At 67.3% G+C, this 23,498-nt stretch carries 13 protein-coding genes; 7 read left to right on the top strand and 6 right to left on the bottom strand.

Going from position 1 to position 23,498, the window contains the following annotated elements:
• Positions 1 to 83 precede the first annotated feature (83 nt).
• Genes asnB through Rhe02_RS44150 form a run of 3 tightly spaced genes read left to right on the top strand, consistent with a single transcriptional unit; the run spans position 84 to position 4,310 of the window.
• Complete coding sequence (gene asnB / locus Rhe02_RS44160; protein WP_203914530.1) at positions 84 to 2,270, top strand: asparagine synthase (glutamine-hydrolyzing); 2,187 nt, start codon at positions 84 to 86, stop codon at positions 2,268 to 2,270.
• The gene (locus tag Rhe02_RS44155; protein ID WP_203914529.1) at positions 2,267 to 3,901 is read left to right on the top strand and encodes an NHL repeat-containing protein; all 1,635 of its coding nucleotides are present in this window, start codon (positions 2,267 to 2,269) and stop codon (positions 3,899 to 3,901) included. The genes asnB and Rhe02_RS44155 overlap by 4 nt, the downstream gene beginning before the upstream one ends.
• A complete protein-coding gene (locus tag Rhe02_RS44150) occupies positions 3,894 to 4,310 on the top strand; it encodes an HIT family protein (RefSeq protein ID WP_203914528.1) in 417 nt (138 codons plus the stop codon). Before Rhe02_RS44155 ends, Rhe02_RS44150 begins: the two co-directional genes overlap by 8 nt.
• Before the next feature lie 7 nt (positions 4,311 to 4,317).
• Here the strand turns inward: Rhe02_RS44150 and Rhe02_RS44145 are convergent, their stop codons facing one another.
• Positions 4,318 to 4,806 (bottom strand): hypothetical protein, encoded by a 489-nt coding sequence (locus tag Rhe02_RS44145; protein ID WP_203914527.1) that lies wholly within the window; start codon positions 4,804 to 4,806, stop codon positions 4,318 to 4,320.
• 28 nt (positions 4,807 to 4,834) lie between these two features.
• Positions 4,835 to 5,290: a hypothetical protein gene (locus tag Rhe02_RS44140; protein ID WP_203914526.1), complete on the bottom strand. Its 456-nt coding sequence runs from the start codon at positions 5,288 to 5,290 to the stop codon at positions 4,835 to 4,837.
• Positions 5,291 to 5,538: 248 nt separating this feature from the next.
• Here Rhe02_RS44140 and Rhe02_RS44135 point away from each other — a divergent pair, with 248 nt between their 5' ends.
• Positions 5,539 to 6,126 carry an RICIN domain-containing protein gene (locus Rhe02_RS44135; RefSeq protein WP_239124453.1) on the top strand — a complete coding sequence of 196 codons (588 nt, stop codon included), beginning with the start codon at positions 5,539 to 5,541 and terminating at the stop codon, positions 6,124 to 6,126.
• A 56-nt stretch (positions 6,127 to 6,182) separates the two neighbouring features.
• Here the strand turns inward: Rhe02_RS44135 and Rhe02_RS44130 are convergent, their stop codons facing one another.
• Complete coding sequence (locus Rhe02_RS44130; RefSeq protein WP_203914524.1) at positions 6,183 to 6,515, bottom strand: hypothetical protein; 333 nt, start codon at positions 6,513 to 6,515, stop codon at positions 6,183 to 6,185.
• Positions 6,516 to 6,532: 17 nt separating this feature from the next.
• Positions 6,533 to 17,068, bottom strand: coding sequence for a LamG-like jellyroll fold domain-containing protein (locus Rhe02_RS44125; RefSeq protein ID WP_203914523.1), 10,536 nt, complete (start codon positions 17,066 to 17,068; stop codon positions 6,533 to 6,535).
• 150 nt (positions 17,069 to 17,218) lie between these two features.
• On the opposite strand from Rhe02_RS44125, the gene Rhe02_RS44120 reads away from it, so the two are divergent.
• Positions 17,219 to 18,022, top strand: coding sequence for a helix-turn-helix transcriptional regulator (locus tag Rhe02_RS44120; RefSeq protein ID WP_203914522.1), 804 nt, complete (start codon positions 17,219 to 17,221; stop codon positions 18,020 to 18,022).
• On the opposite strand, the gene Rhe02_RS44115 is transcribed toward Rhe02_RS44120, so the two are convergent.
• Both Rhe02_RS44115 and Rhe02_RS44110 read right to left on the bottom strand, forming a co-directional pair.
• Positions 18,004 to 19,308, bottom strand: a complete 1,305-nt coding sequence (locus tag Rhe02_RS44115; RefSeq protein WP_203914521.1) for an integrin alpha — start codon at positions 19,306 to 19,308, stop codon at positions 18,004 to 18,006. The two genes, Rhe02_RS44120 and Rhe02_RS44115, sit on opposite strands and share 19 nt — an antisense overlap.
• Positions 19,309 to 19,460: 152 nt before the next feature.
• Positions 19,461 to 20,150, bottom strand: coding sequence for a hypothetical protein (locus Rhe02_RS44110; RefSeq protein WP_203914520.1), 690 nt, complete (start codon positions 20,148 to 20,150; stop codon positions 19,461 to 19,463).
• 161 nt (positions 20,151 to 20,311) lie between these two features.
• Between Rhe02_RS44110 and Rhe02_RS44105 the strand changes: the two genes are divergently transcribed.
• Positions 20,312 to 22,243, top strand: a complete 1,932-nt coding sequence (locus tag Rhe02_RS44105; protein ID WP_203914519.1) for a sensor histidine kinase — start codon at positions 20,312 to 20,314, stop codon at positions 22,241 to 22,243.
• A gap of 11 nt (positions 22,244 to 22,254) precedes the next feature.
• Complete coding sequence (locus Rhe02_RS44100; RefSeq protein ID WP_239124452.1) at positions 22,255 to 22,899, top strand: response regulator; 645 nt, start codon at positions 22,255 to 22,257, stop codon at positions 22,897 to 22,899.
• Positions 22,900 to 23,498: the final 599 nt, after the last annotated feature.

Here is a 23,498-nt window from a genome sequence, read left to right as displayed (position 1 = left end):
TCGCGTGAACTCCTAAGCATCGACCCCGGGGCCACGCCAGCTCAGCTGCGTGGCCCCTCGGTATACAGATTGGACGGTGGAATATGTGTGGTATTGGGGGAGTCGCCGCCGTCGACGGGACCGCACTCCCCGAGCAGATCGATCAAACGCTGCATGACATGGCGCGCGCGCTGGCCCACCGTGGCCCGGACGCCGAGCGCCTGCTGCGCGATGGCCCGGTGGCCCTGGTCTTCCAGCGGCTGTCACTGGTGGATCCGGTTGGTGGGGGCCAGCCGCTGAGCACCCAGGACGAGACGCTTTTCCTCATCGCCAACGGCGAGGTCTACAACCATCGCGAGCTGGAAGCGCGGCTGCCCGCGGGAACCCGGCTGAAGACCGGATCCGACTGCGAGGTGCTGCTGCATCTGTACCGGCGCGACGGCCTTCGCTTTCTCGATGCGGTGCAGGGCATGTACGCCTTGGTGTTGTGGGACAAGGCACGTGGCAAGCTGATTCTGGCTCGGGACCGGTTCGGCATCAAACCGCTCTACTACACCAGAATCGGCGGCCGGCTGGCATTCGCCTCAGAGATAAAAGCACTTTTCGAGGTACCAGGCTGCCCCCGCCGGGTCGACTGGCAACGTGCCCTGGCCGACCAGTTCCTTTCCGCCGAGCCGGTTTTCAGCCACGCCCCGGTCACCACCTGGTTCGAACAGGTGCACACGGTCGCGGCCGGCACCATCGTCGAGGTCGACCTGCGCACCGGCGCGCTGACCGAACACCGCTACTGGAACCTGCCCGCGGGTGGCCCCTACACCGACGCCTCGGACGCCGAATTCATCGACGCCTACCGCGAGTTGCTCGCCGCCTCGGTGACGGCGTGCGGCACCGCCGACGCGGAGATCGGGATGTTCCTCAGCGGCGGTGTCGACTCCGCGGCCGTGGCCATGCTCGCCCCCAATCGCGAGGCCGTGCACAGCTTCACCGCCCTCAATGGCAGCACCTTCGTCAATGGGGACGCCCGCCACGCGCACCTGGTCGCCACCACCTTCGGCCTGCCGCACCACCAGGTCCTCTTCGAAGCGGGCAAGGTGCCAACGGCGCAGGAGTGGAAACAGTTGCTGTGGCTGCTGGAAACCCCGCTGTGCGGGCCGGAACAGTATTACAAGTACGAGATGTACCGCTACGCCAAGGCTATCCGGCCGCAGCTGCGCGCCATGTTGCTCGGGCAGGCCAGCGACGAGTTCAACGGCGGCTATTCCGTCGAGATCGCCGGAGACGGCGGCTGGGAAGGCTTCACCGACGCGCTTGCCGACATGGCCCGGCGCACCGCCTTGAGCCGCAAGCCGGGCCTGACGCCCTGGTGGCGGGACGGCCAGCTGCCCTTGCTGCGCGACGAGCTGCTCGACCTGGGAAACGATCCCTACGAGGACTTCGTCGCCTGGAAATACCGCGACGTCCAGCAGTACAACTGCTGGCACGAAGACCGCACCGCGGCCGGAAACGGCGTCGAGGCACGGGTTCCGTTCCTCGACCACCGCATCGTCGAGCTGACCGCCTCGGTCTCCCCCGCACAGCGCGCAACCCTGTTCTGGGACAAGCACATCGTGCGGGAAGCGATGCGCGGCCTGCTGCCGCCAGAGATCGTGCACCGGCCCAAGGTGCCTTTCTTCCAAGGCGACGGGGTGCAGCACACCTACCGCGCTTTCATCGCGATGCTGGCACAGGAAAACGGCAGCCTCGTCGAGCAGGCGCTTTCGTCGAGCCGGGCCCGCGAATTCTTGAACCCAGACGCGGTGCGCCAGATGCTGGCCGATTTGCAAGCCGACTCCCGCGCCGGGCAGCTGGAGTTCCTGCTGCGTCTGGTCAACCTCGGCCTGCTGGAGCAGATGACCGCGCAGCTGCCGGCCCGTCCGGTGGACGCGGTGCGCGCCGCCATACCGGTGGAGGTTCGGGTCGCCGACTGGGAGAGCGAAGCCGATTCCCTTGCGCAGCAGACCATCCCGCAGATCATCATCGAACCGGCCGACGTTCCGGTGCTCGACGACGACGTGACGGTGCTGCACGACCCACGTCAGGACCAGTGGTACCTGGCCGTGGCCGGGAGCCTCGAATACGTCCTGGACGCCGAGTGGCTCACCTTCGTCCAGCACATCGACGGGCACGCCTCGGTCGCCGACATCCTGGCGCGCACCGGCATCGACGCCGCCGCGGTCGGCACCGCCCTGGCCGACTCGGTGGAGCTAGGAATCGTTGTCCTGCAACGGCTCCCGCTCGGGGTTTCGTCATGAAAGGCGCGCTGCTCGACACCACGCCCCGGCTGCTGACGCAGTTCGGCCCGGTGGGCGACTTCGGCCCGCCGCCCGTGCTGGGTTTTCCCACCGCGGCACAGCTGACCTTCCACGGCACCACCCTTGTCGTCGACCGGGCCCAGCCGGTCAACCGTCTGCTGGAGGTGGATCTGGCCGGGCAGGTGGTGTGGGAGTATTCCTCGCCGCCGCGCATGAACGGCGCCTACCGGCTTGACCCGTTCCGGGTGCTGGTCGCGATCGGGCCGTCGCTCCATCTGGTCGACCGCGACGGCCGCCGCGAGCACGTGGCCACCCTGCCCGGCGTGGAGTCCTTCGACTGCATGGATGTGCGGGGCAACATCGTCGCGCTGGGCAGCGACGCCGGGCTCGACCTGGTACGCCTGGACGGCACCCACCTCACCCGCATCCCGATCGGGGTGTTTCGCAACCCGACCGGGGTGCATCTGCTTGACGATCTGCGCCTCGTCGTCGCCGACAGCTGGCAGTCGCAGGTGGTCGAGATCGACGCCGACGGTGTGCTGTTGCGCGCCTTCGGCCGGCGGCGGTCCGCCGGTGACGGGCCCGACTGCCTGAGCGGGCCGCGATCGGCCTGCCGCACCCGCGACGGTCACACCATCGTCGCCGACACCCTCGCCCACCGGCTCATCGACTTCGACCCCGGCGGCGGCGCGCGAGTCATCCCGGTCGGGCTGTTCGCCCCGAGCCAGGTAAGGGAGACCGGCACCGGCGCGCTTCTGGTCGCCGACACCGGCAACCACCGCGTGCTCACGATGAGCCGGGAAGGCCGGGTGCTATGGGTTTTCGGCCCCGACCGGCTGCCCGAACGCCACCTGTCCTTCCCGCGCTCGGCCGTGCCCACTGCCCGCGGCGGCGTCCTGGCCTGCGACTCGTTCCACCATCGGGTGGTGGAGCTCGACGAGCGCAACACTCCGATTTGGAGCTTCGGCGACGGTCTGGTCATCCCCCGTTCCGTGGCACGGGACCCGTTGGGCCGCACCATCATCTCCGACGGTGTCAACGGCCGCGTGCTGGTGGTCGACCCCGCCGGGCGGATCGAGCGGGAGATCACGTCGGTGCGGTTCGGCTCGGGCCGCCTTCACCTCGACGATCCGCACTCGGCCGAGCCCGCCGCTGACGGCAGCCTGCTCATCACCGACTCCGACCTGGGTGCCGTGCTGCTCGTCGACGGCAGCGACCGGGCCACCGCGCTGTGGGGCGGCCCCGGCTCGGACCTGTTCTCCGACCCGCATCACGCCGCTTTCGACTGCCACGGCCGGGTGGTGGTGGCCGACTCCGGTCATCAGCGGATCGTCACCCTGGCCGCAGACGGTGCTGTCGTCGCGCAGGCCCGGCCGGGCTTGCGCTACGCGCGTCACGTTCACCCGCTGCCCGGCGGTGGCATGCTCGTCGCCGACACCGACAACGCTCGCATCTTGCGTCTCGACGAGCACGGGCAGCTGGTGCGCCAGGCCGGGCCGCGGATCGATGTGGCGGCCCGGCCCGGCACTCCCGCCGAGATACGGACCCCGCGCGGGGTGGCCGTCGACCTCGCCGGAAACCTTGTCGTCACTGATTTCTGGAACAGCCGAGTGGTGGTACTGGATGAATGATTGTGTGTTTTGCGGGATCGTCCGCGGTGAAGAGCCCGCCCTTCGCGTCTACGAAGACCGCCTGACTCTCGCCTTCATGGACACCCTGCCCGCGACCAGGGGGCACACGCTGGTCGTCCCGAAACGGCACCGGCAGGACCTCCTCGACGCCACGCCCGAGGAGGTGACGGCGGTAATCCTTGCCGCGCAACGCATCGCGATCGCCGCGAGGGAATCGCTGGGCGCCGATGGCAGCAACATCGTGCAGGCCACCGGCGCAGCCGCGCACCAGACCGTCTTTCATTTGCATTTTCATGTGGTACCAAGGTTCAGCGGCGACTCGATCGTCATCTTCCCCCGGCCGGGGCTCCCCGAGGAGATCGCAGCCGCCGCCGATCACTTGCGCAGCTCGCTATCCGTGCGCCTCTAGCTGGCGATCAGAAAGGAGGAATGGTCGGATCGAAGTGGACGACGAAGTGGTTCTGCCCACGGACGGCCCGGCCGCTGTTTCCGGCGTCGTAGCTGGCCTTGAAGATGAACAATCCTTCGAACTCCTGCCCCAGCTCCTGCTCCCGCTCGTTGGCGACACAGTTGCTGCCCGCCTTGTTGGCCCTGATCGTCTTCACGAAGGTGTTGTCCGGCCGATAGACGTTCCAGGTCGGTGTGGTCCCGGGCTTGATGCCGTTTCCGCCCACCTTGAGCAGAAGCGAGACGTTCTGCATGGGGACGAAAGGGACCGCGATCAGGGTGGGAAAGTTGTCGACCGGATCGGTTTCGAACCTGTACGCAAAGGGGCCCGGCGAGGTCAGATAGACGTGGCCGTCGGTGGCGCACGCGGCCAGCGCCGGCTGGGCGGCAACCCCGCTGGCGACACCCCCGACCAGCACGGCCACCATCATGGCCACCGCCATTCTTGCGCGGCTCATGCGATTACCTCCTTGTCGTCGACCATGGCTATCCAAACCTCGGGAACACGATCCTGAAGTGGTTCTGGTCCCGGATCTGGGCGCCCGTGTTGCCCGCGTCGTAGTTGGCCTTGAAGGTGACGATCGTGCCCGGCTCCGCCGAGATCTCAAAGGTCTGCTCCTGGGCCACGCAGTTGCTGCGCACGAAGATCCCGAAGTTGCGGAAGTTCACGCCGTCCTTGTCGTAGAGCCTCCAGATCAGCGCCGTGCCCGGCTTGAGCCCGTTGCCGCCGAGCCTGACATGGAAGGTGCTCCCGGAAGGGAAGGGGCCCTTGAAGAACTCGTAGGGGGTGCCGTCGACCGGGTCGAACTCATACTTGATGTAAAGCGGATACGGGTTGTAATAGACATGGCCGTTGGTGGCACAGGTCGCCGCCGACGCCGGCGCGGCCGCCACAACGCTACCTAGCGTGAGCGCTATGAGCACCGCGAGTATTCGCGACACAGGACGTGTCCTTGCAGGAATCCACATGGGCCGACGGTAAAAGTCCTGGCAACCCACCCAATAGATAAGCCACATTGACCCATTGCCCCACCGCCCCTCGCCGGCTGATCTATCGCCGATCACGCTGGGGCATTCGCCCGCTGCTGCGAGCCGTCTAGGTAATCCATCTTCATCTATCGCCATTCCTCCGAAAGTTCGATCATCGAGCCCGATGCCACTCGGCATCGACGAAAGGAGGAACATCCGTGATGAGACGGATCCTGCTCACCCTGGCCACCCTGTGCTCGATGCTGGTCGCCATACCTGCCACGCAGGCTCATGCCGCAGCCACCATCAGCGAGGTCACCGGCGTACACCAGCTGGTCAACGCCCAGTACAACGACTGTCTGACGGTGGTCGGCGGAAGCTCCGTCAACTCCAACCCGATCTGGCACCATCCCTGCGACCAGTCACCGCTGGCCTGGACCCAGTGGATCATCGACTACGAGGCCACGGTGACGTTCTGCTTCGCCAGCCAGGGCAACACCTGCGTCGACCGCAGAACTCGCAACATCTACCGGCTTCGCAGCAACCACACCGGAAAATGCATCGAGCCGCACAACGGCGCCACCAACAGCGGCGCACGAATCGACCAGTACGACTGCCGAATGGACACCTACCGCCAGTCCTGGATCATCGTTGAGGCCCAGGGCGGCGGCTACTTCTTCTACAACGCCAAGGTATACGACGAGGCGCACAAAGAGCGCGGCATAGACGCCGCGCCCTACGAGCAGGATCGTCAGGTGCGGATCTGGACGGCGAACCAAACCCCGCCCCAGATCTGGTACCTCCGCTAAACCTTCCTCAGGGTCGGGGCCGGCCGGCGCGCGCCGGCCGGCCCCGTCGAGCTCATTCAGCTTGAAGCGTGGGGGAATCGCGAGATCAGATCTTGCATCTGGGCAACTGACGCCGCGAACGCCTCATCGAGGTGAGCCCGATCTTCTGTGGTGGGAAAGTCGATTTCCGCGTAACGGGCCCACGCCGCCTCGCATCGCCGCCGGCAATTGCTCAGGCCGTCAGCAAAGTCGACCCAAACCCCGCGCTCCAGGACTCCTTTTGATCCAGCAAGAAGCGCATTGAGCTCGGCGTTGCAGGTGATGAGCTTGCCCACCAAGGCAGTGGTGTCCAAGCCGAGGCCGGAGTCGTCGAGCATAGGCGAAAAGAAGGAATAGTATGACTGACCCATTCGTCCTACTCCTACGCTCATGGGCGATAAATGTTTGGTGGAATCGATTGTTTTGCCTTCTCGGTCAGCTGCTCATCGTTCCAGTCGATCGGGAATTCCTCGGCGCCACCGGCTTGAGCAACCCGCGCACAATGAGTCAGGCAGCTGTTCAAGTCTAGATCGAATTCTACAACGGTGGGTCCGAGGCTGCGTTCCTGATAGCGCCTGGCCGCAGGGCCGTCCCGAAGTATGAAGGGAACCGGGTGGGCGCCGGGATTAAGCTCATGAGGCATCTCGACCACCTCGGTGAAGAATTTCCTCGAATCCTTGATTATCCGCGAGTGGGTCACATACGAGAGTCCGTTGACGATGGTTTCTATGTACGCGTGCCCGTCGTCGGGATACCAATGCAGCACCGCCTTGTCGGGCTCGTTGTCGCAGATGTTGTGGACAAGGATCGGGGTCTGGCCGGCCAGGACGTAGTAGGTGTGGACGGTGGCGACAGTGAGGTCGCGCATGAGCTTGGCGCCGTCGATGGCGGCTACGGCTTTGACGACCAGGGTTCGCCCGTCAGGCCCGATGACAGTGGACTTGCCGGGGGTCAGCTGGGCGGCGTCGGTCCAGGTGCGGGTGGTGGCGTCCCAGAAGGGATGGTGGTCGGTGGTTTCCAGGGTCACCGCGGTCGGGCCGCGGGTGCTGCGGTCGCCTTCGCCTTCGCCGACGGTGACGTTGGTCAGGTCGTCGTCGAGGTTGGCGTGCAGGGCGGTGACGGGTTGGGCCGAGGTTTCGCCGGTGACCGGGTCGGTGGCGACCACCTTGTCGCCGATGCGGATGTCGCCGATCGCCTTGACCGAACCGTCGGCCATGAGCACCTGGGTCGCCGGGTCAAAGCTGTGCCGCGGCAACCGATCGCAGACTTCCGGGCCGAATTCGTCGGCATCCCCGTCGCCGGCATCGTTGTCCTTGTCCTTCTTGCCTGGGCCGGGGGGACCCTTGTCGGGCGCGGGGTCGTCCCAGTCTCGCTCTTCCGGCGGCCGGTTACGGTCGGTCGCCTTGTGTGGGGTGGAGGGCGCCGAGGGGCCGCCGCCGGAGTCGGCCTTGTCGCCGTCCTTCTTGTCGTCGTTGGTGCTCTTGTCCTTGTCCCTGTGCTTGCGATCGAACAGATCCTTTGCCATCGATCGAACTCGATCGAGGAAGTTCTTCACGCCGCCGGATAGATAGGTCGTGGCGACCTTGGCGACGCCCGCGCCCACGTGATAGGCGCACTCGCTCGGCCCGTTGTTGATACAAGCGTTGATGCCCTCGCAAGCGCCGCTGACCACACACACCCAGCCGAGCACGGTGGCCAGAATCGATGGCATCCCGGCCTCGTCGCGAAGTTTGTCACCCCACGAGGCGGCTTGCTTCTTGAGCTCCTCCCAGCCCTCCTTGATGTCAGCCCAGGCCTTGTCCAGGTCAGAGATCGAATCGACCAGCGAGATGATGTCACCGATCATGCTGATGATATTGAACTCGCTCATCACGCCCTTGACGAAGCACCTCGCCTTGTTCTTGCCACAGTCCTTCGCCGGATCACCGGTCTTGCCCTTGTTGAAGCCGTCGCTGCACGATTTCGCCGTCTCGGGAGTTTGCGAGCAATAGCCGGGGTTGCCGAAGGCGTCATGCGCGTCGCGCATGTGGCCGGTCGGGTCCTGATTCGTCAGCGGGTTCTGGTTGGTGTAGGAGTACCGGTTGGCGTCGCCCGAGCTGGGGGTCGCCGAGATGTTCCAGCTGTCGCGGGAGTCGAACTGGCCCGTGTCCGGGTTGTACCAACGGGAGTGCATGTTGACCCGGTCGGTTTGCGGATCGGTCCACTCCGACTGGTAACCGAGATTGCCGAGCATTCCCGGCGTGGACTCCAGCACCTTGCCCAGCGGGTCGTAGACCGCCGAACCGGTCAGCGCGGAGCCGGTCGAGGTGAACTGGCCGACCACGTCGGAATGCAGGTCGGTCCAGGCCAGGGCGGAGGATCCGCCGACCTGCTTGACGCCCACCAGCCCGCCGCCCGGATCGCGGGTGTAGAGGTTGGCGCCGTCCTTGGCGAGGTCGTTTTCCAAGCCGCTGTAAGCGAATCCGGGCTTGATGGCCCGCCCGAGCCCGTCATAGGTGAACTCGGAGAACTCGGTGGCCGAGTAGTACTGCCGCACCACCTGATCGAAGGCATCCGAAACCGCGGTGGGGGTGACCGTACCGGTGGCGGTGCTGGTGGTGCTGAGCCGGCTGCCGCGTTCGGTGTAGCTGTAGGTGAGACCGTCGGACGAGGTCTTCAGCTGGTTGCGTTCGTTGTAGGTGAACGTCTTCCCGTTGGCCGACGTACGGTTGCCCGACTTGTCATAGCCGTAGGAGGCCGTGGCCGGCCCGCTGGTCCACGAGGTCAACCGGTTGGCGTTGTCGTAGGTGTAGACATTGGCCGCGGAGCCCGACGCTCCAAACCCGACAGTGGTCTTGGAGGTTTCGTTGCCGTTGTCGTCCCAGCCGTAGGTGATCTTTCCGATCGAGGCGCCCAAGCTGGTCTTGAGCTCGTCGGTGCGCAGGCGGTGCCGGTCGTCGTAACCGAACCGGCGCACGTTCGCGCTACTGCCGCCGTAGGTGATGGCCTCGGCCTGTTCCAGCGCGTTGTACGCGACCGATGCGTCCACCCCGGTCCCGGTGTTGCTCATGTGGGCGAGCCGGCCGAAGGTGTAGTCGTAGGAGGTGGTCCCCGCGTCATCCTTGCGGACGGCCATCTGACCGTCCTCGTTGTACTCGAATTCGGAGTTGCCCGAGGCCCCGGTCACCTTCAGCAGCAGACCCGTGTCGTCATAGGACAGCGCCATCCCGGGCAGCGAGGTGACCCGGCCGGCGAGGTCGTAGCCGAAGGTGCGGTTGGCGGTGGCCGCCTCCGCGCCGTCGCCAACGATCTTCGTGACCCGGCCCATGGTGTCGGTGCTGTAGGTGAGGGTGACGTTGCCTGGCCGGGTTTGCCGCGCCACTCGGCCGGCGAGGTCGTAGGCGGTGGTGAAGGTGCTTTCGGGATAGTCGGCGGTCTGCGGTTCGATACGCGACTTCTCCATCCCCCACCCGTTGTACGTGGTCCAGAACCGATTGCCCCGGCCATCGGTGAACCGGGTCGGCGCGCCCGACAGGTCGTAACCGAACGAGGTGGTTATCGACTCCGGCTCGGTCTGGGTGGCCAGCAGTCCCCTGGCGTCATAGGTGAACGAGGTGGTGTTGCCGCGGAAGTCGGTTGCCGACGTCACGTTGCCGTTGTTGTCGTAGGCCACCGATTCGCTGTCGATCTGCGCCCCCGGGGTGCCGGCCCGTCCCGGGCCCGGGGTGTAGAGCCGGTGCGTCATCCGACGCCCGGCGCTGTCGTATTCGAGCTTCTCCACCGCGCCCAGGGCGGGGAAGACCCAGGTGGGCCGGCCGGCATAGTCGTAGCGGTAGTCGGTGTAGTTCCCGGCCGGGCTCTTGGCCCATACCGTTTCGCCTGCCGCGTTGTAGGTGGTTTCGGAGGTGACGCCCTTGGGCGAGACCACCCGATCGGGTGTGGCGAAGTTGCTGTAGAAAACGTTGGTGGTGCGCAAAACCGGGGTGGGCGGGACAGCTGTGGGCTGCCGCACGATCTGAGTCAGCGTGGTCTGCCGGCCCAGCGGGTCGTAGGTCGCCTCGGTCACCGCGCCGGTGGGATCGGTCGACGAGGTCAGGTTGCCGAGCAGGTCGTAGGCGAATCGGGAGACGCCGGTGTCGGGGGTGGTGACCGTCTTGAGCCGGCCCATCCGGTCGTAGTCGTAGGAGGTCGCTTTGAGGAACGGATCCGTTTGGGTTTTGACCCGCCCCACCGCGTCATAGCTGGTGGTGTAGCGGGGGGTCATGCCGTCGTTGGTGGGCAGCTTCGTGGCGATCACCCAGCCGCTGGTGTCGCGCGTCAGGCTGACGACCCGGCCCTTGGCATCCTTGGTGTCGACCAGCTCGCCGAAGGTGTTGTAGCCGGACCGCTGCACCGGGAACGACGGGACGGCCGCCACGCCGTGTTCCTCCGCGCTGACCGACGGCTGTTCGGTTCGCACCAGGCGATCCGCCGAGTCGTAGAAATACTTGGTGACGTTGCCGTTGGGGTCGGTCTGCTGGGTCACCCGGCCCAGTGTGTCGCGCAGCACCGTGCTGGTGATCGCCTGGCTGGACAGTGCCCCGCCGCTGCGCCCGCCGGTGTAGAGAAGCGCGATCTCCGCGTCGGTCAGCACCCGTTGGTAGGCCTGGACGTTGTCGACCCCGCCCTGCCACTGATCGGAGTTGACGCCGCCGGTCTTGCCGCGGCCGATGGCGAGACTGCCGGTGGCGGCCCAGGCCGTGTAGGCGACCGACTGTTGCGGCACCCCGTTGACGTAGAGCTTGAGGGTGTGGGCGGACTGGTTGTAGACGCCGGTGAGCTGCGTCCAGACATTGAGCTGGATCGCAGCGTTGGAGACCGCGTTGACACACGACGTGGGAGAGACGTCGGTGTTGCATCCGGAGATCCGCCACTTGTTGACGGCCTTGGAATAGCCGAGGTAGAAGGCCGATGTCTTGGTGCCGTCGATCGACACAGCGCTGCGGTAGACGGCGTTGTCGGTCAGCTTCACCCACGCCGATACGGTGTAGGAGGCCGTCGTGGTCAGCACCGGGCCCGGCACCGACACATTGCTGGTGCCGGTGAAGGCCGCCCCGCCGTCCGACCAGGTGACGCTGCCGTTGAGGGTGCCGGTGCGGGCCGCCGGGGAGGAGTCGGCGGCCGTGGTGCCGGTGGTCTCGTTCAGCTGCCACGCGCCGGAGGGCCCGCCCGTCGCGGCCGGCATCCGGATGCTCTGCGAGAGCATGCGCCCGGCCAGATCGTAGGAGTAGTCGGCGGTCTGGGTACCGGCCGAGTCCGACAGCGTGGTCGAGACGACCCCGCCATGCGAGCCGTAGGTCATGCTCTGCTTGCGTTTGAGCCCGGCCGGGTCGAGCAGCGCCTCGGTGACCCGGCTGAGCTGATCGACCGTGTAATCCGTCGTCGACGCACCGTTGTTGGTCACCTTGCTGATCAGGTTGCCCGCGCCATCGTACACATTGGACTCGAGGACGAAGACCGATTCGGGCCCGGGTGCGGGATCGCGCCGCACGATGCTCGCCACCAACCCGTTGTCGGTGTACGTGTACTCGTGGCGGTAGCCCTGCGCGTCGGTGATCACGGCCAGCCGGCCCGCGAGATCGTACTGGCGCGACTCGATATCGGTGTTGGCTGCCGTGGCGCTGTCGGGCGAGCCGGCCAGCTCGGACTTGATGTGCCGTCCTGCCGCGTCGTAGGAGTAGACCGTCGCCACCCCGTCGGCCGCGATCTGCTTGGTGATCCGCCCCGAGTCGTCGTACTCGAACTGCTGCACATGCCCGCCCGGGTCGGTGACCGACTTCAGCATCCGTTGCGTGCCATAGTCCATCGTCGTCACCCGTGGGGTCACCGAGTCGTCGCCGGTGGTGTCTACCTCCCGGGTCTCGACCACCCGGCCGTCGTTGTCGAGCGTGGTCGTGGTCTTCCTGGTGTGAGTATTGCTGGTGACGTCGTTGTCGAACGGCGGATCCGTCTGTTCCACGATCCGGCCCAGCTTGTCGAAGCGGTAGCTGGTGACCAGGCCGAGGGTGGTCTTGGCCACGGCACCGCCCAGGCCGTCGTAGGTGAAGTCGGTACGCAGCCCGGCCGCGTCGGTGGTGTAGGCGATGTCGCCGAAGGCGTTGAAGGTGGTGAGCACCTGGGCGCCGTTGGGCAGCGTGGCCTTCTTCAGCAGCCCGGCCGGCACGCCGCCGGAGCCGTCGGTGAACTCCGAGAGGACCTTGCTGCCCAGCGCATCGATGACCTCGGTCCGGTTGCCCTTCGCGTCGTACCCCATGGTGGTCAGATAGGTGGGGTCATCGGCCTTGAGCGATCGACCGTCCCGAATCGTCAGCGGAAGGTCGTTGCGGGCGTCGGGGGTAAGGGTTTTGGTGGTGGCGTCGGGGTAGAAGGTGTAGTAGCTCGTCGAACACTTGTTGGCCGATCGGTCTTGACAGCTGGTCTTGGAGACCACATTGCCGCGCACGTCATGCCCGGTTACCTCCATATTGCCGATCGGGTCGGTGGTGGACCTCAGGAATCCGCCACTGTCGTATCCGTAGACCGTCTTGCCCCCAAGCGGATCGACACTCTCCACGATCCGGCGGCCATTGACGCTGTCGTAGCGGTAGGTCCAGTCCTTGTTCACCGGATCGGTCAGCACGACCGTCCGGGTGGGCGCACCCGTGCTCTTCTGGTAGGCGGCGAACTGGGCCGACACGTCCCCGGCGGTGAGCTCGCTGCGGTAGTAGGCGACCTCGGCTATGGAGCCGGGCCAGTAGCCGACCGATCCGGTGGTGGAGGCCCAGTTGAGCCACTTGCCGGCCCCGATGTAGGCGTGCGTCGCCCCGAAGTCCACCCGGTTCTTCACCACGGTGCCGACCTTCACGCCGTCCAGGTAAAGCGATTGCGACGCTGACGACGAGGCGAGGACGGCATGGTGCCAGTTGCCGTCGTCGACCTTGCCCGTGGTGGTGACGCTCGTCCCACCCCCGGCCCAAAGCTGTCCGCGCAGCTTGCCGTCGGTGCCCACGTAAAGGGCCGGATCCCAGCCGGCGGTGCCGGCGACATCGGTCAGCAGCCCGCTCTGATAGGAGAAGAGCACCCCGGAACCACCGGCATCCACCTTGAACCATAGGGAAATGGACTCCGGTCCGACCTGGGGAACATCGGTCGACGGCAGCTTCAGATAGGAGGATGTCCCGTTGAAGCGGGCCGCGGTGCGGGTGGTGAACGGGCCCTCCTCGCCGAGGGTCACCAGGTTGAAGGACGCATCAGCTCCGTTGAGCTCGTTGCGGGCTATCTGGGGGGTACCGGTTTCACCCAGCCGCCAATAGTCGGCGGGCGCTCCGCCCAGCACTGCCGAGGCATAGATGTTGTCCGAGCCGGTTATCTCGGCCGGGCTGACCTTCCAGGTGCCCCGGTTCTCATCGATCAGCTGGCTCACCACGCCCGAGCTGTCATAGGTGATCTCCGCGTCCACCCCGCCCATCGGCCTGATGACCTTGGTCAGCGGGGTGGACGGGGCGAGGCCGGCGCCGCGAAGCGCCTTGACCTGGTCGGCCGTCAGCTGCTTGGTGTAGAAGGCGAAATCGCTTATGGAACCGTTGAAGTAGCCGATGCTCGAGGTGCTCGCGGACGGCCAGTTCGCCCAATACCCGGCGCCCAGGTAGAAGTTCTTCTGCCCGAACGACTGGATCGCTCCGGTCAGCGGGTCGCCGACCTGAACCCCGTCGAGGTAAAGGGTCTGGGTCGCGCCCGCGGCCGAGAGCACCACATGGTGCCACTGGCCGTCGTTGACCGTCGCGGTGCTCGTGATCGGGGCCATCGCGCCGTTCCACACCTGACCGCGCAGCTTTCCGTCGGTGCCGATGTAGAGCACGGGAACATAGGTGCCGGAGGCTGCGCCGGGCAGGGGCGACGCCGAGGCGGAGAAGAGGACCCCGCTGCTTCCTTTGAACCACATGGACATCGTCTGGTACCCCGACCGCAGCGCGGCTTTGTCCGATATGGACACCAACGACGAGGTGCCGTCGAAGGTGGCCGCCTTGGCCTGCGATCCGGGCGGGCCTTGCTGTTCGAGAGCCACATTCTGGTAGACCCCGGTCGCGCTCTCGCTGCCGTCGGTCGGCTCGCTGATCGCGGCCGGGCTGCCCACCGGGTCGTCGAGGCGAAGGTAGGTATGCGGGTCGGCGTCTTGTACCGCTGTCGGGTAGAGCCAGTTGGCCCCGTATTCGTATCGGGTGCACGCCGTGGCCGAGTGGGGCGAGCACACCTTGACCAGCTTGCCCGAGTCATAGGTGTAGGACCAGGTGCTCACCGTGCTGGTGTCGCCCGCGGTAGCCGGCTCGGTGGAGATGGTTTCCACGTTCGTGCCCGAGTAGGTGAAGCTGAGCTTGCGCCCCGGCCACGAGGCGAGCGCGTTTCCGTTGCTGTCGCGCTGGTAGTACATCACCTGCAGCGTGGTCATGAGGATCGGGTCGACCCAGTGAATTCCCTTGGTGTATTTCAAAAGCAGGGCCCGGCCGTGCGGGTCCTCGATGGAGACCAGACGCGGTTCGGTGAAGTCGTAGAACGGGCTCGGCCGGTTGGTGAAGGTGAACTTCAGCCCGTTCTTTTCCACCAGCTCGAAGACGAAGGTGCCGGGATCGTAGAGCTGGCGAAGCGTGGCGAAGCGGCCGGGCGGCGGGGCGTAGGATCCGTCGGCGCGCCTGCCGAAGACCACGTCCTGGCCGTCCGGATAGGTCACGGTCAGCCAGTCCATGCTGCCGGTAAGGCCCGTGCCGAAGGTGATTTTCGAGTCCAGCAGCGAGGACCAGCCCGACCCGAAAACGCCGGAGCGCGGGTCACGGCTGTTGTAGTGCCGCTCCACCCGCAGGGCCGGCCCCACCGTGGGGATGTCGGCGTCCACCACCGTCGTGGTGTAGTTGCCGATGCTCGGCTCGATGCCGCTGCCCGGGTTCTGCGAAAGCCTCGACGTGATGAGTGGTTGCGGCGGCGTCGTCATGAGCACGTTCACCTTGGTGTCCGTCGCGACCACGCCATCGCTGGCCACGACGGTCCAGGTGTAACTCTCCGACCACTTCAGCAGGTTCGGCGGCACCGTCCAGGAGCGGGCCGAAGTGCTGGTGGAGTCCGCTATCTGGGCACCGGTGGAGTCGTATACGCGGAAGCGGTAGGTCAGCGGGTCGCCCTCGGCGTCGGTCGCGTCGGCGAGCAGCTCCGGGGTCAGCGTGGGGCTGGCGTAACCGTTGGCCGGGAACGCATCGTTGAGCTGGGGCTTGCTGTCGGGGGCATAGGTCACGCGAAGGTAGGGCTGGCAGTTGCGGCCTTTACAGGTACCCGCAAAATTCTCAGAAGTAAATCTTTTGAAGGCGCCGTGGTCGGAACCGGACGCGGTCAGCGCGAGCCCGTAGTTGGGCAGCACGCCCTGCGACCACGCGTTGAAGATGCGCAGGTCGGTCAGATTCACCGCCACCCAGTTGCCGACGCTGCGGTCGGCGGAAGTGTTGGTACAGGCCGGGTAGTTGTTCGCCACGGTGAGGGTGCCGATCGCCGGGCTGACGCTGGGGCCGGTGGAGGCGTCGGAAAGCCCCGCCACCGTCCAGCTCGAGTTGACCGAGTGCACGGAGAACGGCAGATGCGAGTTGCATTTGCTCGATGGGGTCCAGGTGTGGAAGAGGTTGAGGGTGGCGGCGCTGATCCGCATGCCGGTCAGGTTGGGGTGCTCCCCGGTGGCCGACTTGAAGTCACCGAAAGCGAGGTAGGAAACCTTGATGTCATTCCTAAGTGGATTGCCCACGAGACTGCTGTCCCAGCCGACGGCGATGGAGGTGCCGTTCTGGTCGGCGGCATGGGTGTCCGGGTCGGGATCGATGGTGACATCGCCGTCGGTGGAGACCGTCGTGGTGGGATCGATGCGCACCGGATACACCCGGGCCGGGTCGTCGAGCCACTTGCGGTCGGCGGTCACCTTGAGCGCCCCGTCGACCAGCTCATAACTGACCGCGTCGGACTTGACGAAGTCGCCCTCGTCCTCCCGGAATTTCGAGTCCTGCATGTAGCCGTGCGGGATCTTCGCGACCGTCCGGGCCGCATCGTCCAGCAGCGAGATCGAGCCGTCGGCGTCCAGCATCGCGCGCAATCCCTTGAGCCGCAACGGGAAGACCCACGAGTTCACGGCGGGCCGCTCGTGCAGGATCAGGGTCTCCTTCTGGCCTCCGCCGAAGGCGCTCAGCTCGATGTCCATGCCCGGCATGACCGCGGCGTAGGTGGCCGTCGGCCCGGCCACAGTGGGATCGGCCGGCGCCGCGCCCTGCAGGCTGTAGGCGAGCTCCTGCCCGCCGGGCAGCGTGATCACGGCCAGCTCGGAGCGGCCCGAGCCACCGGCCTCGGCCGCGAGCGGCGCGCCGGCAAAGCCCTTGGGGCGGCTGCCGGCGAAGGACACCTGAACGCCGGAAGCGTTGGGCCGCAACCGGTCTCCTTGCCGGACCAGGGTCGCGTCGATCGGCTGCCAGGAGCCGTCCGCCGCCTTGAAGTTCACCGGCTGCGAGCTCACGCTGTGGGTGAGCGAGCCATCCGCGTTCCGGAAGAGATCAGATGTCTTGGTCCCGCCGACGCGGCGGCTGGTGCCCTCGTCGAAGCCACTTGCGATCGCCCCGGTGGTCGAGGGTTTGGCCGACGGGGCACGCGGCGGGACATAGTCGCCCAGCTCGCCGATGCCACGGCCCGGCCCGCGCCCATTGCCCCCGTTTGCCCGTGTCTTGTCCGGGGAGACCACTCCGGCCACATCGGTCGGCCCGCCACGCTCCTGTTTGGGCGTTGCCGGACGGTCCACCGACCAGGCGGGGCGGGCGGTGATCGCCGCCCAGAGCCCGGCCAACGGAAACTCGGCGGGCCGGTCCGGTTTCCGGCCCAGTGGAGCCGCCGTGATCAGGAGAGATGTCGTCACCAAGACGATGATCAACCTGCGCAGCCGTCGATCCTTCATAGCGCCCCGCCTATGTCTAGAATTACATAGCACTAGTCGGGTCGAAGCCTCACACGCTGCCCTTGCCAAATCCTTACCAACTCATTGCTGCGCCCCGAGCGTCCCGTTGGTATGCGCGATCCCCACCAGCGGATGCTCTTCACTGGCAGCGGCTACCGGATCGGCGAGTTCAGCTGCCCGCCGCAGTCGCCGCGCTGGGCCGAGGTGAACTGGATAGGCGCCCAAGCGCATCTGGTGATCCCGTCGACTGCGGTGGCCATCACCGCGGCCGGCGGCGATCGCTATGTGGCCACTGCCAATGAAATCCTGCTATATGACCAGGATGTCCACTACCGGCGTGAGCTGATCAGCCAGCACGGTGACCGGTGCCTGTTCATCATCATCGACGACGAGCTGGCACAGGGCTGGCCGCGCACGTCATGGCCCCGGCTGCGCCATCTGCCGCTGGCCGCGGGCAGCTATGCCCGGCACTGTCTACTCCAGACGGTGCCGCTGCCGGCCGAGCAGACCGAAGAATGGGTGCTGGACCTCATCTCCACCGTGGTGAGCGCCCTGGGCCTGGCCCAGCCGCCGGCCCTGCCCGCCCGCCAGCGCGCCGCCGTCGAACAGCTCAAATCGCTGCTGGCCAGCCCGGGTCACCGGCCGGTAAGCCTGGCCGAATACGCCGCGGCCGTGCACTACTCCCCTTTCGCGCTCGCTCGGATGTTTCGCGCCCACACCGGGTACAGCATCGGCCAATTCCGCCGGCAGCTGCGATTGCGGGCCTCCGTCGCCGAGGTGCTCGGCCGCGACGACCTGTCGGCTGTGGCTGCCCGGCACGGGTTCAGCAGCCACAGCCATTACACCAACACCTTCCGCCGTGCGTTCGGGTTCACCCCGTCGCAGGCTCGGGCGCGTCAGGTGCTCTTGAGATAGACGACGTCCAGCGTGGCCCCGGAGATGAGCAGGTCGGCCCGGCGATCCCGGTTGACGTCACCCAAACCCACCACGTCATAGCCGAGCGTCTCGCCCGCGATGGTGCTGATGTCGTCGTAGAGGACCGCGCCGTCGCGGCCCGAGCGCACCTGGACCCGCCCGCCGAACTGCGCGCCCGCGCTGCTGGAGTAAAGGCCCACGGCCACGTCGTCGTACCCGTCGCGGTTGACATCGCCGGCCGAGCGACCGGGACCCGCCCCGTCCCCGTCGGCCACCCCGGTGTAGAGCCGGATCTGCTGATAGGTGCGGCCCGAGAACACATAGGCCTGCCCGCGCGGGTTGGTACAGCCGCCCACCGGATCGAGCGCGCAAAAGTCACCGACGTAGATGTCCTCGCGCCCGTCGCGGTCCACGTCTCCGGCGGTGGCCACGAAGAACCAGCCGAAGTCGAAGGTGCTCTCGTCGCCCTGCAGCACGGCACGCTGTTCCCCGCTGCGATCCGAGTAGACGTACGCCAAGCCGCGATCGCCCGGCCCGGCATCCTTCGCGCCGACGAGGTAGTCCACCGGACGGTTCCCCACGATGTCGCCCAGACCCGCTGTGCCCCAGCCGAATCCGTCGCCAGCCTGCTCCCCGTCGTACTGGCGCAGAATCTGGCCGTCGCGTCCCGAGACGACATAGGCCGCCCCGGCGTCGACACCGTTGGGGCCGTCGTGGCACGGCGCCCCGACCAGAATGTCGCCGCGCCCATCCCGGTTGAGATCGCCCACCGCCCCGACAGCGGCCCCGAACTGGTCCCCCGCCGCGGCTCCGGAGACCATCAGCAGCTGCGCGCCGGTGCGGCCGGAGAAGACGTAGGCCCGGCCTGTTCGCGGTGCCGAGTTGCAGGCCAGAACCCTTACCCCGGGCGCACCGGCCACGATGTCATGAACGCCGTCGCCGTCCACATCGCCCGCGTCGGCGACGGCATAGCCGAAGCTGTCGAGCTGCGCCCCGGTGAAGCGGAACAGCACATTGCCGCTTCGGCCGGACCGGACCTCGACAATCCCCACCACCACGCCGGTGGCGTCGGTGTGAAACGGCGCCCCGATCACCGCTTCCTCAGCGCCGTCCCGGTTCACATCGGCAAGCTGGCTCACGGCAAAGCCGTAACGCTCGCCCGTCTGGTCACCACGCCAGGTGAACAGGGTGCGCGGGCCCGGATTCGCCTGCGCCGCCGTGGCCGGCACCAGCCCGGCCACCACCGAAACGACAACCAGCACGGGAGCCATTCGTATGCCTAGCATTGTTTCCTTCCTTCGCTTGGTGACTATGGCGAAGGCAAAGCTAGGCCGGGCACAGGCGGCGCCGCTGTCACGATCGTGCTCAACCGCGATCCGGTGGCGCCCTCGACCAGACCCATTGGCGAAGCCAATATCTCTGGCCGAGGGCGGAGAACTCAAGCGCGCTTAACCGACTTGACGAGCAGGGTCACCCCGATCAGCAGGGGCCACAGGGCGAAGCCGATCAGGCCGGCGTACCAAAGCGCCCCGGTGACCGGGTTGTCCACGACGCCGAGGCCACCGCCCAGGGCCATCGCCCCCAGCACGATGCTCAGCCAGCCCAGCCAGCGCGGCAGGAACCGGGTCCGCACGGCGGCGAGACCGACCGCAAGCATCAACGCGCCCTTGGCGAAGGTACTGGCCGAACCCAGCGTGTCACCGACGGACATCAGCCCGTAGTAGCTCAGCACGATCTCGTCGGGCAGACCCTCGATGCCGTCGAACACAGTCGCCGCATGGAACGATCCGGAGACCAGAAGCCATACCGCGCAAAGGATTCCGGCCCCGAAGGCGACGTCGCGCAGCGAGCCGCGGCGCTCCTCCGCGGCGGCCATCAGCGAGCGCAGCTGACCCACCACCACAATCAGCAGGACAGCGCAGGCCGCCATCGAGATGCCGAAGAGCCGCAACGCGGCGGAGTTGTCGGTCAGGTAACCGCGAGCGGCTTCGGCCGTGGTCGATTCCGGCAGCTCGGGCACGCTGACCCCGAACGAGATAAGGCTGAGCGCGATGGCGCACAACGAGGAGAAAATGACGCGAGGCCGGGTGGCAGTGGCGCTCGCCGGGGCCGAAACAAGAGTGGTCATGCCAATGAGGTTGGGGCGGGGTGCGTCCCGCGGACGACGGACACCGGTCCGCGAAGATGCCTGGTCCGACCCACCGGGGCGGCCGGGATCATCCGGGTCGTTCGTCCCATGTGCCTGGGACACCGCGAGCCGTAGCCTGAGCCGATCAAGAAGGAGGACACGTGATCGGCTGGGTGGCGCGACGCGCAGGCTGGGGTGCCTCGGCCGTGCTCGGCCTGCTGTTGGCGGTCAACGCTGGGCTCGCCCAGGCCACCGGCGACCTGGGCGCGCTGTCGGACACGGTGTGGCTCTTGGCTTTCAGCACCTTCGCCGTCGTGGGTGGCCTGATCGTCCGGCATCAGCCCGCCAACCCGGTCGGGTGGCTTTTCGTGGCGGCGGGGCTGGGCACCGTACTCGGCTCCGCACTGACCAGCTTCGCGCTGTGGGTGCACCAGCCGGCCTTCGCGACCGCGGGCCTGCTCTGCTTCGGCACCGCATGGCTGGCCGGCACCACCTATCCGCTGTTCCTCTTTCCGAACGGGCAGCTGCCGTCACGACACTGGCGGCCGGTGCTGCCGGTCACCGGTGGGCTGCTGGCGGTGACCTGTGTGGCCATTGTCGCCACCGGTTTCCCGGCCACCGCCGACGCGGCCGGCCGGGTGGTCGATCTGTGCGTGCTCGGCAGCGTTCTGATCACGCTGACCGGTTTCGTGTCATTGCTCATCCGCTGGGGCACCGGCGACGCTTCGACCAGACGCCAGCTGGCCTGGCTGGCCATGGGGGCGCTGTTCATCCTCGCGTTGGCCGCCGCCTATCTGGCCCTCAACGAAATGCTTGGCCCGCAAGACGACCGCGGCGCCTACTTCGAGGCGGCCTGGGTGGCCACGGTGCCGCTGGTCACCTACGTTGCCATCGTGCGGCATCGCCTCTTCGACATCGAGCTGGTGCTGCGCCGGTCGATCGTCTACACGGTGCTCATCGGCGCGGTGCTTGCCGCCTACGCTGGTTCGCTGGCCGCGGTGTCCCATCTGCTCGACTCCGCTCGCGGCGCCGGTGCTTCCCTGGTGGCCAGCGCGATTGTGGCGGTGGGGCTTTCCCCGGTCAAGGAGCGCCTCGAGCGCGGCGTCGACCGGGCGCTGTTCGGCGACCGGCGCCGCCCCGAACGCCCCCTGGCTGCGCTGGGGGCACGGACCGAGGCGGCCGGCGACGGGGGCAGTGTGCTGGCCGCCGCCGCGGCCACCGTGCGTTCCGCGTTGCGGGTGCCGCACGTGCGCATCGAGCTCGCGGGCAGAGACGCGGTCGAGATCGGCGATCCGGTGACCGACGCGGTCGAGGTGGGCCTGGTCTCCCACGGGGAGGTCGAGGGCCGGCTGCTCGTCGGGAGACGGGAACCGGGCGACGACTTCGACGCCAGGGAAAGGTCGCTGCTGGCCGACCTCGGCCGTCAAGTGGCCCTGCTGGCCCGAGCCACCCGGCTCACCGACGACCTGCGCCGATCACGGGAAAGGCTTGTCGCCGCGAGGGAACAGGAACGGCTGCGGCTGCGCCGCGACCTGCACGACGGGCTGGGCCCGGTGCTCGCTGGGCTGACCCTACAACTCGATGCGCTGCACGGCTTTCTGGACCCGCAAGGCGAGGCGCTGTTCGTGCGGATCAAGGACGAGCTGCGCCGGTGTGTGGGCGACGTGCGCCGCGCGGTCGACGGCCTGCGCCCGGCCGACCTCGACCAGCTCGGCCTGGCCGGTGTGGTCGCCGAGCAGGCCCGCTCGCTGTCGGCCAGCGGGGTCGCCGTCCAGGTCGACTGCCCCGCCGGGCCCGCGATCGCAGGCCCTGCCGCCGAAGTGGCGGCCTACCGCATCGTCACCGAGGCGATGACCAACGTGGTACGCCATGCCAAAGCCAGCCAATGCCGCGTGTCCATCGCCACCACAGGATCGGAGCTTCGGATCAGCGTGGAGGACAACGGCTGCGGTTTCGACCCCGACCGGGCGCCGGCCGGCGTCGGTCTACTCTCGATGCGCGAACGCGCCGACGAGCTGGGCGGGCACCTCCGGATTTCCGCGCCGCCCACAGGCGGCACCGAAATCGTGGCTCGGATCCCGGCGGGGGTGTGATGGAAAAGCCGGTGCGGATTCTGGTGGTCGACGACCATCCGGTGGTGCGCGACGGGGTGCGCGCCGCCCTGCACGCCTCCGCGATCGAAGTGGTGGGCGAGGCCACCACGGGCGAAGAGGCGGTGCAGCACGCGGCCCGGCTGCGCCCCGACGTGGTACTCATGGACCTAGGCCTGCCCGGCATCTCCGGCGTCGAAGCCACCAGGCAGGTGCTCGCCGCAGTCCCCGAAACCGTGGTGCTCGCCTTCACCATGCACTCCGACGACGAGTCGGTCTTCTCCGCCCTGCGCGCCGGGGCACTCGGCTACCTTGTCAAAGGCGCCGACAAGGCCGAGCTGGAACGGGCCGTGCACAGCGTCGCCTCAGGCGAGGCAGTCTTCCTCGGCCCCGGCGTAGCGCGCCGCGTGCTCAGCTTCTTTGCCGCCACCCCAATTCCCCCCACCCGCCAGCCGATCGCCCAGCTCACCGAGCGCGAGCGCGAAATTCTCGATCTGATGGCAGCAGGCTGGGGCAACCAGGTCATCGCCCGCCAACTCCACCTGGCCCCCAAAACAGTCCGCAACCACGTCTCCAACGTCATCGGCAAACTCCAAGCCGCCGACCGCGGCGAGGCCGTAGTCCGCGCCCGCGCCATGGGCTACGGCACCCCAGCCTGATCCACACCCTCGCTTTTGCTGTCAGCACAGAGGTTTGCGCAACAATCATTGCGCCGGTCCGATGTGGTCACTCGCCGCATCTCCCGGCGGCAACGCCAGGCCCGTGCTCCTTCCGCTCCAAAACCCCCACCCCCGCTTCCCCTGCCCCGCCCACACTTCAGCCCTCCATCCCGCCCTTCCTCTGTGGTGCCATCACACCCGGCATTCCCGAAGAACCACCGATTCTCCCGCTGAGCCAACTCCGTTGCGCACCAGCGCTTCCCCACGCCCGCATCCTTGAGGCCCGCCGGTTGCCTCGCTCAGCCAATCCCATTGCGCGCCACCGCCACTCCGGCGCCCCTGAGGCCTGCCGGTTCTCCCGCTGAGCCAACTCCGTTGCGCACCACAGCTTCTCCCGCGCACTGGATCCCGGAGGCCCGCCGGTTGGCTCTGGGACAGTTCCCTTGCGCCCGACGCCCCCGGCACCCTGCATCCCTGAAGCCCTGCCGGTTCTCCCGGCATCCATTGCCTTGCGCTTGGTCTGTTGGGCAGAATGCCGCTGCGTCCAACGCAGCCAAGCTTGCTGCCACTGCCACGTTTCAGAGATACCAACCCTTCCC

It is taken from the genome of Rhizocola hellebori, from assembly GCF_016862955.1.
Lineage (GTDB): Bacteria > Actinomycetota > Actinomycetes > Mycobacteriales > Micromonosporaceae > Rhizocola > Rhizocola hellebori.
The sequence above is the reverse complement of the archived record's forward strand: the minus strand, read 5'-3'. Positions and strand labels throughout refer to the sequence as shown.